The 13,009-nt window shown below is 65.5% G+C and carries 13 protein-coding genes; 8 read left to right on the top strand and 5 right to left on the bottom strand.

Annotation, left to right across the window (positions count from 1 at the left end; translation table 11 throughout):
- Nucleotides 1-9 precede the first annotated feature (9 nt).
- From mltG to D5687_RS03595, 5 genes are all read left to right on the top strand, one after another.
- Nucleotides 10-1,035 carry an endolytic transglycosylase MltG gene (gene mltG, locus D5687_RS03575; RefSeq protein WP_125198390.1) on the top strand — a complete coding sequence of 342 codons (1,026 nt, stop codon included), beginning with the start codon at nucleotides 10-12 and terminating at the stop codon, nucleotides 1,033-1,035.
- Nucleotides 1,032-1,670, top strand: coding sequence for a dTMP kinase (tmk, locus tag D5687_RS03580; RefSeq protein WP_125198391.1), 639 nt, complete (start codon nucleotides 1,032-1,034; stop codon nucleotides 1,668-1,670). Before mltG ends, tmk begins: the two co-directional genes overlap by 4 nt.
- Nucleotides 1,660-2,709 carry a hypothetical protein gene (locus D5687_RS03585; RefSeq protein WP_125198392.1) on the top strand — a complete coding sequence of 350 codons (1,050 nt, stop codon included), beginning with the start codon at nucleotides 1,660-1,662 and terminating at the stop codon, nucleotides 2,707-2,709. The genes tmk and D5687_RS03585 overlap by 11 nt, the downstream gene beginning before the upstream one ends.
- A 107-nt stretch (nucleotides 2,710-2,816) precedes the next feature.
- Complete coding sequence (locus D5687_RS03590) at nucleotides 2,817-3,170, top strand: PilZ domain-containing protein (protein WP_125198393.1); 354 nt, start codon at nucleotides 2,817-2,819, stop codon at nucleotides 3,168-3,170.
- Between the two features lie 296 nt (nucleotides 3,171-3,466).
- Nucleotides 3,467-4,291 (top strand): TatD family hydrolase, encoded by an 825-nt coding sequence (locus D5687_RS03595; RefSeq protein WP_125198394.1) that lies wholly within the window; start codon nucleotides 3,467-3,469, stop codon nucleotides 4,289-4,291.
- Between the two features lie 88 nt (nucleotides 4,292-4,379).
- On the opposite strand, the gene D5687_RS03600 is transcribed toward D5687_RS03595, so the two are convergent.
- Both D5687_RS03600 and gloB read right to left on the bottom strand, forming a co-directional pair.
- Nucleotides 4,380-5,927 (bottom strand): LysM peptidoglycan-binding domain-containing protein, encoded by a 1,548-nt coding sequence (locus D5687_RS03600; protein WP_125198395.1) that lies wholly within the window; start codon nucleotides 5,925-5,927, stop codon nucleotides 4,380-4,382.
- A gap of 44 nt (nucleotides 5,928-5,971) precedes the next feature.
- Nucleotides 5,972-6,781, bottom strand: coding sequence for a hydroxyacylglutathione hydrolase (gloB, locus tag D5687_RS03605; protein ID WP_125198396.1), 810 nt, complete (start codon nucleotides 6,779-6,781; stop codon nucleotides 5,972-5,974).
- Between the two features lie 184 nt (nucleotides 6,782-6,965).
- Between gloB and D5687_RS03610 the strand changes: the two genes are divergently transcribed.
- From D5687_RS03610 to D5687_RS03620, 3 genes are all read left to right on the top strand, one after another.
- A complete protein-coding gene (locus tag D5687_RS03610; protein ID WP_158611733.1) occupies nucleotides 6,966-9,365 on the top strand; it encodes a DNA internalization-related competence protein ComEC/Rec2 in 2,400 nt (799 codons plus the stop codon).
- Between the two features lie 240 nt (nucleotides 9,366-9,605).
- Nucleotides 9,606-10,046 (top strand): hypothetical protein, encoded by a 441-nt coding sequence (locus D5687_RS03615; protein WP_125198398.1) that lies wholly within the window; start codon nucleotides 9,606-9,608, stop codon nucleotides 10,044-10,046.
- Between the two features lie 156 nt (nucleotides 10,047-10,202).
- Nucleotides 10,203-10,544 (top strand): DUF2853 family protein, encoded by a 342-nt coding sequence (locus tag D5687_RS03620; RefSeq protein ID WP_125198399.1) that lies wholly within the window; start codon nucleotides 10,203-10,205, stop codon nucleotides 10,542-10,544.
- 88 nt (nucleotides 10,545-10,632) lie between these two features.
- Here D5687_RS03620 and D5687_RS03625 read toward each other — a convergent pair whose 3' ends face one another.
- The 3 genes from D5687_RS03625 to ectA form a co-directional block, all read right to left on the bottom strand.
- Entirely contained in the window at nucleotides 10,633-11,043 is a 411-nt protein-coding gene (locus D5687_RS03625) for an ectoine synthase (RefSeq protein ID WP_125198400.1), read from the bottom strand.
- A gap of 61 nt (nucleotides 11,044-11,104) precedes the next feature.
- Nucleotides 11,105-12,379, bottom strand: a complete 1,275-nt coding sequence (gene ectB, locus D5687_RS03630) for a diaminobutyrate--2-oxoglutarate transaminase (RefSeq protein WP_192894151.1) — start codon at nucleotides 12,377-12,379, stop codon at nucleotides 11,105-11,107.
- A 93-nt stretch (nucleotides 12,380-12,472) separates the two neighbouring features.
- Entirely contained in the window at nucleotides 12,473-12,946 is a 474-nt protein-coding gene (gene ectA, locus D5687_RS03635) for a diaminobutyrate acetyltransferase (RefSeq protein WP_125198401.1), read from the bottom strand.
- Between the last annotated feature and the right edge of the window lie 63 nt (nucleotides 12,947-13,009).

Here is a 13,009-nt window from a genome sequence, read left to right on the forward strand (position 1 = left end):
GAGTTGCGGATGCGGCGAGCCATTGGTGTGTTCTTGATCTGGGCGGCTGGCATGGGCCTGCTCGCGGCTCTGCTTGTCGGGGCGGGGCTGGCCATGCACTACTGGCACCAGCCGCTCGCCCAAGAGGCAACCACGGTCACCGTGGAGTCCGGGCAATCCATGCCGAGGATCGCCGCGTCCATTCATGAGGTGCAGCCGGCCATTCCGGCCCGGGCGATCGACTGGACCGCTCGTTTCCGTGGTCAGGCCCGCTCCATTCAGGCCGGTGAGTACGAAATCCGTCCCGGCGAGCGTCTGGCCTCGCTGCTCGATCGCATGGTGGCCGGCGACGTGATCGAATATCGTTTCACCGTGCCGGAGGGCATCACCGCGCAAGGTTTCCTCGACCGGCTGGCCGAGGCACCGCGCATCCGCCGTACGATCGAGGAGCTGACGCCCGAGGCGGTAATCGAGTCGCTCGACCTGCCCGTCGATCACCTCGAGGGCTGGCTTTACCCGGACACCTATCAGTACCCCGCCGGCACCAGCGATCGCACCCTGATCAAGCGGGCCTTCCGTCAGATGCGCGAGGCACTCGATGCCGCCTGGGCGGCACGTGCCGATGATCTGCCGCTCGACGACCCGTACGAGGCCCTGATCCTCGCCTCGGTGATCGAGAAGGAAACCGGGATCTCCGGTGAGCGCGGCGAAGTTGCGGGCGTATTCGTCAATCGCCTCCGGCGCGGCATGCGCCTGCAGACCGACCCGACCGTCATCTACGGCATGGGCGACGACTACGACGGTCGCCTGTACAGCCGGCACCTGCGCGAGGACACGCCTTACAACACCTACACCCGCGACGGGCTGCCGCCGACACCGATCGCCCTGCCATCGGCCGCCTCGATCGAGGCCGCGACCCGGCCAGCCGAGACCGACGCGTTCTACTTCGTTGCCGACGGCACCGGCGGGCACGCCTTCTCGCGCACGCTCAAGGAACACAACCGGGCCGTCGCGCGTTGGCGGATCCATCAGCGCGAGCAGGGAGACCGTCCATGACCGAACCGCGTGCCACGCCGCGCTTTGTCACCCTTGAGGGGCTAGAAGGCGCGGGCAAGTCGACCGCGATGGCCTTCGTGCGCGAGTGGTTCGAGGCGCGCGGCGAGACGGTGCTGTGCACCCGCGAACCCGGCGGCACCCCGCTGGCCGAGGAGTTGCGCTCGGTGCTCAAGGCCGTGCGCGAGGAGCCGGTTGCCGCCTCGACCGAATTGCTGCTGATGTTCGCCGCGCGTGCCCAGCACGTCGAGCGGGTGATCCGCCCGGCCCTGGCTGCCGGCAAGGTGGTCATCTGCGACCGGTTCACCGATTCCACCCGTGCCTATCAGGGCGCCGGCCGCGGATTGCCGATGGCGACCATCGACCAGTTGGCCGAGGTGGCACATGCGGGCTGTGATCCCGAGCTGACGATCTGGCTGGATGTGCCGGTGGCGCTCGGTCTCGAGCGGGCGGCGAGCCGCGAGGCGGCGGATCGATTCGAGCAGGAGACGCTCGCCTTCTTCGAGCGGGTGCGTGGCGGTTTCGAGTCGCTTTGTGAGCGGGAACCGTCACGGGTACGACGGGTGGATGCCACACGTCCGCTGAACGAGGTGCGTGGACAGATTGAAAGCGTACTGGAGGCCGCTCATGGTGGCTGACACGATGGACACCAACCTGTCGGGGCTGGCCGAACAGCGACTGATCAGCGACCCGGCCACCATCCAGAGTGCCGGTTGGCTGGACGATGCCTGGTCGCAGCTCGAACGGATGATTGCCGCCGGGCGCCTGCCACACGGCCTGTTGCTACACGGACGTCTGGGCGCGCCGATGACGGCCCTGCTCGAGACACTGGCGCGTCGCCTGATCTGCGAGGCGCCGCGCGATGGCTGGCCCTGCGGCGAGTGTCCCGCCTGCCGTCAGGCAGAGCAGGGCAGCTTTCCCGACCTGCATCGGCTGGCGGATGATCCCGACCATCGCGATATCCCGGTCGATGCCATCCGGACGTTGATCGACGGCGCGTTTATCACCCGCTACGGCCGCATGCGTCTGGTGTTGATCGAGCGTATCGAACGACTCAATCGCGCCTCGGGCAATGCCTTGCTCAAGCTCCTGGAAGAGCCGCCGGAGTCGATGCAGTTTCTCTGCACGGTCGAGCAGGTCGACCGGTTGCTGCCCACGATCCGCTCGCGGTTGCAGCGCGTTCGCCTGCGCGAGCCGCGGCCCGAGGAACTGGCCGCGTGGTGGCGGCAGGCCAGCGGGTGTTCGCCCGAGCGGGCCGAACTGCTGGCGTTCATCGACGATCCCACGCTGGTCGATGGCACCGATCCCACGTTCGACTGGCAGGCGGTCACCAGTGCCTGGGTGCAGCTGGCCGAGGAACCCCGCTCGCCGTTGGCCCCGATCGCACCGTGGCTGGCGACACCCCGGCCGGTGCTGGCCCGCTGGTTGTTGAGGCTCTGGCCGGCGGTGGCGCGTCGCCAGACCGGTCTGGCCGATACGCTGCCGGCGGCGATTGTGCCGATGATCGAGCGGCTCGCCCGGGCCCACGACAGCGAGCGGTGGCTGGAGGTGCAGACCCGCCTGATCCAGTTTGCCCGCGAGGCGGGGCATCCGCTGCATCCCGAGCTTTCGGTTGAGCAGCTGGCGCTCGATCTGGTCGATCCGCGGCTGGCCCGGCGTCTCGAGCCTATCGGCTAACTTCGACCGTCCCGCGATTACCGTTAGACTGTTCAATCGAATTCCCGCGTTCCGATCCGGCCTACCCGGGCCGGGCCGATCGACCAACCGTGACGAGGTAGCGTGCAATGGCAGCAGGAGGCGGCCTGGGTGGAGGCATGATCCACCACAACATCCCGGACAAGGACACGCTCTACAAGTCCTACATGCCGTTCGTGAAGAATGGCGGACTGTTCATTCCGGGGCACACGCAGATACCGATGGGCAAGGAGATCTTCCTTACCCTGACGCTGATGGGCAGTCCCGAGCGGCTTGCCGTGGCCGCCAAGGTGATCTGGGTCACCCCGCAGGGTTCGCAGGGCGGCAAGGTGGCCGGCATCGGCGTTCAGTTTGGCCGCATGGACCAGGGCCGCACGCGCCAGCAGATCGAGACCTACCTTGCCGGGGCGCTGGAGAAGGAAACACCGACTTACACCATGTAACGGAAGCTCTACAGGGTGCAATGGCATCTCTGCGGACGCGCCAAGGGCTCCGCGTTTTAACGGCCTCGCCCTTTGATGAGGGTGGTAACGTCAAAGATGGGTCCTTGGCGGCCCGCCCAAATGGGGCATGCGGGTTTGTCCGCACTCGGCGTTGCCGTCGCTCGGCGGGCCCGGGTGATTGCTCTGGGCCCGCCTTCGGTCCGGCGCCTTGATTGCGAACAAACCCGCGAGCCAGAGATGCCATTGCACCCTGCAGAGCTTCCTCCTCGTTCTTTGTGTCCTTATCTCGGAGCACCATGCAACTGTTCGACTCGCACTGCCACCTCGACCGGGTGGAACTTGACGCCTTCGGCAACGACTTCGACCGCTTCATGCACACCGCCTGGCTGGAATCGGTCACGCGGATGCTCTGTGTCTCGATCAAGCCGTCGAGCTGGCCGGCGATGACCGAGCTGGTATCGCCGTATCTTGCCGGCAACCCCGAGCGGCGGGCCGAGCGTCCGGAGGTATTCCTCTCCTACGGTCTGCACCCCACCGACGATGCCGGGGCCGTGATCCCCACCGACGAGCTGGTGCGGGCGATCCGCGAGGACCGGCACGCCGATTCGATCGTGGCGGTGGGCGAGACCGGGCTGGACTACTTCCACTGCGAGGAAGGCGAGCGTTGGCAGCACGACCGCTTCGTCAATCATATCGAGGCGGCCAAGGCCGTGGACAAGCCGGTGATCATCCACACGCGCGGGGCACCGGGTGACACCATGGACGTGCTCGAGCGCGAGCATGCCGAGGAGTGCGGCGGAGTGATGCACTGCTTCGCCGAGGACTGGGAGACCGCACGCCGGGCACTGGACCTGGGGTTCTACATCTCCTTTTCCGGCATCGTCACCTTCAAGTCGGCCGCCTCGTTGCGCGAAGTGGCGAAGAAGGTGCCCGGTGACCGGATCCTGGTCGAGACCGATTCCCCCTACCTCTCGCCGGTCCCCTTCCGTGGCAAGCCCAACAACCCGATCCGCGTTCGCCACGTGGCCGAGGTCCTGGCCGACCTGCGCGGCGAGAGCCTGCCGGAAATGGCCGCCCGCGCACACGAGAACACGCGGCGCTGGTTGAAGCTGGATAACTGAGCGGCGATCGTCGTTCGATTGACTGCCAATGAAAAAGGGGCCCTTGTCGGGCCCCTTTTCGCGTCTGGTGCGTCCGCTGGTCGGGCACTCAGTTACTCGCGACCGACAGCTCCTGCCCGGGCTTGAGCGCAGCATCCGGTCCGATGCGATTGAGCGCGGTGAGCTCTTCGACGGTCGTGGAGAACCGCTGCGCGAGTTGCCAGAGCGTGTCGCCCGGCTGGACCACGTACTTCGAAGGGGCATCGTCGTTGCCACCCGAGACTTCAGCACCGACGATCACCTCGTCGCCCGGACGCAGCACCGGGTTGTCGCCGTAGGCGTTCATGCGACGCAGCTCGGCGATCTTGACGCCGTGCTTGCGCGAGATGGCCCAGAGCGATTCACCCGGCTGGACCGTATGGGTGCGCGCATTGCCCGAGGCGATCGCGCTGTCCACACGCCCCAAGGGGACGAGGATTTCCTGTCCGGGGCGGGCGACGGCCGACTGGCGGCGATTGATTGCCAGTAGCTCATCGACCGAGCTGCCATAGCGCTGCGCGACCCGATAGAAGCTGTCGCCGCGCACGAAGGTGTAGCGCTGCCACTCTTCGGCGGCACTGGCCGCGGAGTTCAGCGTGTCGACATCGAAGCGCCCCTGGGCCTCGCGTGGGACCAGCAGTTGCCGCGGCGTGTCGCCGGTGATCGACCGTTCGAAGCCGGGGTTGAGGCGATAGAGCTCGTCGTGGTCCATCCCGGTCATGTCGGCCAACTTGACCAGGCTGACGGAGCGTTCCAGTTCCACCTGCGCGAGCGCCGGGCGATTCTCGATCGCATGCGGGGTGAATCCGTACTTCTCGGGCTGGGAGAAAATCTTGACCAGGGCGAACAGGCGGGCCGGGTAGTCCTGGGTTTCCCTGCGGATCTGCTTGAGGCTCCAGAAGTCGGTGGCCTGACCGCGCTGTTCGTTCTGCCGGATGGCATTGAGCAGGGTGCCCTGGCCGCCGTTGTAGGCGGCGATCACCGTGGGCCAGTCATCGTCGAACATGCCGCGCAACTGGCTGAAATAGGTAACGGCGGCGTCGGTGGAGGCCTCGATGTCCCGTCGGCCGTCGTAGAACGCGTCGCGATCCAGCTCGAAATAGGTGCCGGTGGAGGGAATGAATTGCCAGATGCCCGCCGCCGAGCTCGACGACAGGGCCTGCGGCAGGTAGGCGCTCTCCACGATCGGCAACAGGGTCAGCTCCAGCGGCAGATTGGCCGCCTCGAGCTTCTCCACGATCATGTAGAGATATGGTTCGGCGCGTTCGCTGACCTCGCGCAGGTACTCCGGATGGCGGGCGTAACGACGGACCTCCGCATCGACCCGGGCATTGTCCGGCACCGACAGGGTGAAGCGACTGGCGACCGCGCCCCAGAGGTCGTGTTCGTGATCCGTGGCCTGCTGCTCGTCTCCGTCCTGGCGGCTGATCGCCGGCAGGGTGGAGAAACTCGGTCGACTGCTTTCCCGCTCGTCGACGCCTTGCCGGTCGGCCGGCGGCACCAGGCCGGCACAGCCATGCAGCAGCAGGACGGTCACGGGCAGAAGCAGGCCGCGCAGCAATCTCGACGACAAGGCGAGCTGCCGGGAGGAATTCGGGGGAGTCGGCTGTGTAGGCATTGGGTCGTTCGGCTATCCGTAGTTGTTGACCAGCATCAGGGGAGTCACAGGCGCGCCAGGCCGTCGAAGTCGTCCTTCCAGTGACGCAATTGGGCGAAGGCGTCGATGTCGTCCTCGATGCGTTCGCCGACGTAGGCCTCGATCGCCTTGCGCAGGCCCCGCACACGCACGCGCAGGAACGGGTTGGTGCGCTTCTCGAGGTCCATCGAGGCACTCGCCGTCGGCTCGCCATTCGATCGCTTCTCCGCGACCTCGCGGACCCGGGCGGCGATGTCGGGGTTGTCGGGTTCGGCATGCGCAGCGAAGCGCAGGCTGTCGGTGGTGTATTCGTGCCCGCAGTAGATGGTCATGTCGCCATCCTTCTCATCACCAAGGGCTGCCAGACGGTCGAGCGAGTGCAGCATCTGTGCCGCCGTGCCCTCGAACAGTCGCCCGCAACCCGCGGTGAACAGTGTGTCGCCGCAGAAGATGGCCTGCCCCCTGATATAGCTCAGGTGATCCTGGGTGTGACCGGGGGTGGCCATCACCGAGAACTCGCCCACGCCGGGAACGGTGAACCGATCACCTTCGCCGACGACGGCGTCGACACCCACCCGCCGGCAGCTGTCGGGGCCGTAAACCGTCATGGGAAAGCGCTGGGTCAGCTCGGCCAGGCCCTGGACGTGATCGCCATGGTGATGCGTGATCAAGGTGGCCACCGGCTTGAGCCCACGGGCCTCGATGGCCTCGATCACCGGGCCGGCCTCACCGGCATCCACGATCACCGTGGCGCGGTCATCCCCCTCGATCAGCCAGACGTAGTTGTCCGATAGGACGGGAATGCAATGGATGGTCGGGGCGGTTGCAGTGCTCATGGCGGCATCTTAACGTAGTCGGACTGGGGCAAGGAATGCCCGTGTGCCGAATGCGGATTGACCGGCGGGTCACCGCGCGACATGGCACGTCAGCAGGGACGCGACAACGATGGACAGGGAAGTCATTTCGCCGGGTGAGGACTCGGCGTCCGGGGGAGCATGCGCACGCGTATCGCGGCGGCGTGTGGCCGCTCGCTGGCTGTTGCTGGCCTGGGCCGGAGCGGCGCTGCTTGCCTGGTTCGTGCCGTGGCAGGTGCTGGTCGGCTCGGGCCTGGCCGCCGTGGGGAGCGGCTGGCCCGGGATGCTTGCCTTCGGTCTTGCCCTGCTGGCGCTGGTCGCGTGGCGGCAGGATCTCTCGGGCTGGGCCTTGCTGGCGATCGGGCTGGCCGGTGTGTTGCATACGCTGGTGCCGGTGGCGAGCCTCGTCGATCGAACCCCGGTGTTCGCCGATCGGGTCGATTGCCGACTCGAGGTAGCGATCGTCGGTCTGGTCGATGACCGGGTCGATCGCCGCCGCTTTACCGTTGCAGTGCATGCCGCCCGGGCGGCAGACCCGGATGACAGCGTCGCTGCCCGGATCTGCCAGCAATTGCCTGGGGGCGGGCGCCTCAAGCTCAGCGACTACACCCCGCTTGCCGAGCGGGTCGACCTGGTTGCCGGTGTCGACTATGACCTCATCGCGCGCCTCAAGCCCCTGCGCGGCCACGCCAACCCCGGTGGCTTCGACTACCGCCGCTACCTGTTTCGTCACCAGATACTCGCCACGGGCTACCTGCGCGATCATCAACCAACTGCCCTGGGCAGGGCCTCTGGCTGGCGGGCGACGGTCGACCGCTGGCGGGATGCCGCACGTTCCCGGTTGCAGGAAAGCCTGGCCGTTGCGGAGCGCGACATTGCCGATGGGCCGCTGTCGGCCGGGGCGGCGCTGCTGCACGGGCTGGCACTGGGTGATCGCGGCGAGCTGAGCGACCGGCAATGGGAATCGCTGCTGGCCTCCGGCACCAATCATCTCTTGGCGATCTCCGGGTTGCACGTCGGCATGGTGGCGGGACTGGTGGCCTGGCTGGTACGTGTCGGGTGGGGGCGGTTGGCGATCAGCCGGGGTTGGCCGGCCCAGCGAGTGGCGGCGCTGGTAGCCGTGTTGGCCGCCTGGAGCTACGCCCTGATTGCCGGGCTGTCGATTCCCACCCTGCGCGCCGCGCTGATGCTGACGGTCCTGTTGCTCGGAGTGCTGATGCAGCGGCGCTGGCGGCTGCTCGATCTGTGGCTGATCGCCTTCGTGCTGGTGATGGTGATCGATCCATTCGCCCCGCTGGACATGGGGTTCTGGTTGTCGTTTGCCGCGGTGCTCCTGATCATCGTCATGATTCGCGGCCGCGACGGGCTCTGGCGGCCCTGGGAACTGCTGCGGATGCAATGGCTGCTGACCCTTGGGTTGCTGCCGCTGACCTGGGGGCTGTTCGACCGGGTTGCCTTCGCCTCGTTGCCGGCAAACCTCCTGGCCGTGCCGCTGGTCTCGATGCTGATCACGCCGCTGGCACTACTCACCCTGTTTCTGGCGATCATCAGCCCGGCGGCTGCCGCCTGGCCCGCCTGGCTGATCGACGGGCTCGGCCAGGGCCTGTTTGCGGTACTGGGCTGGTTGGTGGCGGTATTCCCGGATTCCAATCAAGCGCCACCCGGTCCGCTTTCGCTGGCCCTGTTTGCCTCGGGTGTGCTCTGGCTCGGGTTGCCGCGGCGGTTTCCGGGACGGGGACTGGCGATCTTGTTGTTGCTGCCGGCATTGTTGGTGGGATCGTCGCGGCCCGCGCCCGGCCAGTTCGAGGCCGTGGTGCTGGATGTGGGGCAGGGCGCGGCGGTGTTGTTGCGGACCGCTCGCCACGACTTGTTGTATGACGCCGGGCCACGGCACGGGCGTTTCGATACCGGCGAGGCGATCGTGCTGCCGGCCTTGCGAGCGCTGGATGTCTCACAACTCGACCGGATCGTGATCAGCCATGCCGCCATGGATCACGCCGGTGGACTCGCCTCGATCCGGCAGGCCTTTGCGCAGGGCGCGGTTGTCGGTCTGACGGACGGTCGATTCGGTGTCAGTGGGGAGATCATGGCGTGTCGGCACGGTACGGAGTGGCTGCTTGACGGGGTGCGGTTTTCGCTGCTGCGCGCCCCACGCGGGTCCACCAACGATCGCTCTTGTGTGCTGCGCGTGGCCGGCCAGTCGGGGAGCCTTCTGTTGACCGGTGACATCGAGGCGGCCGCGGAGCAGTGGCTGCTGCGCCATGCCCGCGTCGATGCCGAGACCGTACTGGTGCCGCATCACGGCTCGGCCAGTTCCTCGACCGCCGCGTTCGTTGAGGCCACCGGTGCTCGGCGAGCATTGGTCAGTGCCGGTTTTCTCAATCGCTGGGGCCATCCCCGTGCGGAGGTCGTGGACCGTTGGCAAGCCGCTGGGGCACAGGTCTGGCGCACGGATCGACATGGCGCGCTGTTCCTTGAGCGTGGTCGCATGCGTAGCGAGCGTGCCGGGCTGTGGCCGTTTCCTTGGCGTCGCCCTGCGGCGTTGATGGACTTCTTGCCTCCTTGATCGATTATCGGCACACCCGGTTCGCTCAACAGACGGCATCGTAGCGGTATCGGTTGGCGGCATGACTTCTGCTAACCTTCCTATCGAAATGACAATGTCCTGACGCGTTCTGGATCAAAGGGGCGTTGTTGAGGTAACCACACCATCGACGTGGCAAATCCACGTACAGTGAGCGGGCATGGCCACGGAATCGGCTCAACGGGCAGGGATGCACGGCCCCAGAGGTAAGACCGGTCCCTGATGAAATCGACCAGCCTGTATTCCGAGGAGCAGATCCGCGCCGCCGAGCAATACCTCAAGGAGGTCGGCGCCGAGGACATGAGCCTCGACAATCGCAATGGCCGCAACGGCCAGCCGGAGTCGGTGCGTGCGCTGAATCCGGACGAGCGCGGTATTCGCATTCTCGAGGGTGTCTATCTCGATTTCTTCGCCAAGGATCGCCTCGCCCTGATCGTGCCGCGTTACGCCCAGCAACTGCCCTTGACCTGGGCCAAGGAAGGGATGCGCCTGGTGGTCATGCGTCGCTACGCCGACGAGCAGCTCGGCATCCGCCAGATTCTCGAAGGGCTGGTCGTCAAGACCACCGAGGCACGACGCGACAACGACCCCAATCAGGCGCTGGTCCTGATCATGCACATCAATCGACAGCGCCAGTTCGATCCGGGTGAAAATCCGGGTTGATCCATGGCGGCCACGTCGGGCCCCGGGCCGGTCGCTTCCATTACTGACTTGTTAATTCCACCCCTCTGACCTATCTAAGGGTTTGGGGTCTCGTTGATCGAGCGGTCACGGGTCGTGAGCCGTGGGCGAGGCCGAAGACAGAGCGGAGGAATCGCCATGAGTAGTCGGGATGAACTGGTCGACAAGTACGCGGACGAGATTCAGGAAAAATGCGGCGAGTCGCCGGATCGTGACTTGCTGGCGCGCGTGGTCGCCGGGCTGGGGCCCGCGGTCTACAACGCCGATGCCTCGGTGGTCGCGGCAAGTGATCCGGACGAGGTCGAAAGCATCAAGAAGAATTTCCTGGTCAAGAAGCTGGGGCTGACCGACGGGCCCGATCTGGACGCGGCACTCGACAAGGTGTTCGATCAGTACGGCCGGTCCAATCGGCACAAGTACCGTGCCGTCGTCTATTACCTGCTCACGCGACACTTCGGCCGGGAGGCGGCTTACGCCTGAACGGCTACCTCGGTAACACAACAAAAAACCCCGGCCTGCGAACAGGTCGGGGTTTCTTCGTTTCACGGCAACCGGAAGTCGGCCGTGATCAGTCGTCCAGGCTGAGTGCCGGGTAGACGCCGTTCTCGTCGTGGACTTCCCGCCCGGTCAGCGGCGGGTTGAACACGCAGATCAGGCGCATGTCCTCGCTGCCACCGCGCAGGTAGTGCTTGTCGGCGGCCGGATCGTTGAGGAGATACATCATGCCGTCGCGGATCGGGTAGGTGACATCGTTGTTGATGTCGTGGATCTCCCCGTTGCCGCCTACGCAGTAAACCGCTTCGATGTGATTCTGGTAGTGGATGAAGGTCTCGGTGCCGGCGCGGATGATGGTGTCGTTGTAGGAAAAACCCACCTTGTCGTCGGCGAGAATCAGGCGACGGCTGACCCAGTTGCCGTTTTCGGCTTCGACTTCGCGGTCGGTGCCGATGATGTCTCGATCAAGATAACGTACGAGCATGTTTGACTCCGTAACTGGTTGATGGCCCCGTCGGCAAGACGGGGCGACGTCATTGGCGTGATCAGCCCTTGCGAGCGGCCGCGGCGGCGTCGACGGACTCGTCGAGCAGGTCCAGGCCCTTGTCCAGCTCGGCCTCGCTGATGGTCAGCGGGGCGAGGAACTTGATCACCTGGTCGTCGGCGCCCGCGGTCTCGGCCAGCAGGCCGCGCTTGAACGCCTCGGCGGAGACCTCGTTGCAGAAGTCCTCGGCCTCGGACTGGAGGCCCCAGATCATGCCCAGGCCACGCACGTCGGAGATGAGATCCTTGTGGCGCTCGGCGATGGCGCGGAAGCGTGCCTCGACCTTCTTGCCCTTTTCGACGACTTCCTTGGAGAACTCGTCGGTGTCCCAGCGCTCCAGTGCGGTCGCGCCGGCGACGAAGGCCAGCGAGTTGCCGCGGAAGGTGCCGGTGTGCTCGCCCGGCGACCACTCGTCGATGTCCGGGCGCATCAGCACGATCGCCATCGGCAGGCCGGTGCCGATCGACTTGGAGATGGTGACGATGTCCGGCTTGATCCCGGCACGCTCGAAGCTGAAGAAGTTGCCGGTGCGGCCGTTGCCCACCTGGATGTCGTCGACGATCAGCAGGATGTCGAGGTCCTTGCACATCTTGTCGAGCTTCTGGAGCCACTCGACCGAGGCGACGTTGATGCCGCCTTCACCCTGGATGGTCTCGACGATGATGCCGGCCGGCAGGTCGTAGCCCGAGCTCGCATCCTCGTAGTACTGGCGCATCATGTCGATGCTGTCCATCTGGCCTTCGCCGGTCGGGTCGAAGTAGTTGTCGTACGGCATCTTGGTGACGTTCAACGGCACGCCGTAGAAGTCGTCGTGGTAGAACTCGTTGCCGGTGACTGCCAGGGCACCCAGGGTGTGGCCGTGATAGGCGTTGGTGAAGGAGACGATCTTGGAGCGCTCCTTGACCTTGCGTGCCAGCTTCAGGGCCGTCTCGACGGCGTTGGTGCCGGTCGGACCGACGAACTGGACCTTGTAGTCCAGGCCGCGCGGCTGAAGGATGGTTTCCTGCAGCTTCTTGATGAACAGGTACTTGGCGTCGGTCGCCTTGTCGAGCGCGTTGGTGACGCCGTCACGCTCGATGAAGTCGATGATCGCGCGCTTGATGGCGGGGTCGTTGTGACCGTAGTTCAGCGAGCCGGCGCCGCCGAAGAAGTCGATGAACGCCTTGCCGTGGTGGTCCCACATCGTGGCGTTCTTGGATTTGACGAAAATGGTCGGGAACGAGCGGATGTAACCGCGAACGTTGGACTCGTATTTCTCGAACAGGTCGATGTTCATCACAGGTCCTCGTCTAGAGCTTGAAAAGGAAATCGGGATCGAAAAGAAAATAGCACCGCCGGTGGGAATCGCACCGGGCGGTGATGTCGTTGATCAGAGATCGATGACGTAGAGGTCTTCCGGCTGATGGCCATCGCCGAGAAGCTCGCTGGAGAGATAGGGCTCGTTGCGGATCGAGCGACCCAGCTTTTCCGCCCAGCGGGTGAACAGGGCCTGGGAGGCCGGGTTGTCCGGGGCGATGGTCAGTTCGATGCGCTTGATGTCGCTGAACCAGTCGCGCTCCTGGAGTTCGTTCAGCAGGCGGGAGGCGACGCCCTGGCCGCGTGCCGAGGCATCGACGCCGATCTGCCAGACAAACAGCGAGTCGGGGTTGTCCGGCAGGCGGTAGGCAGTGACGAAACCGACGAGGTCATCACCGTTTTCCGCGATGGCGCAGGTCGAGCGGAAGTGGTCCGCAAGCAGAAAGTAGAGGTAGGCCGAGTTGAGGTCGAGCGTGCCCGCTCGCTGGATCAGTTGGTGAATCCGACCCCCATCCTCGAGGCGCGGTTCACGAAAATGAATCGTCATGCTTTTTTGCCTGTCCGCGTTAAGTTTCCAGCCGCGATCAGGTCCGTATAAGTGAGCGGCCAT

The organism is Guyparkeria sp. SCN-R1, assembly GCF_003932495.1.
GTDB lineage: Bacteria > Pseudomonadota > Gammaproteobacteria > Halothiobacillales > Halothiobacillaceae > Guyparkeria.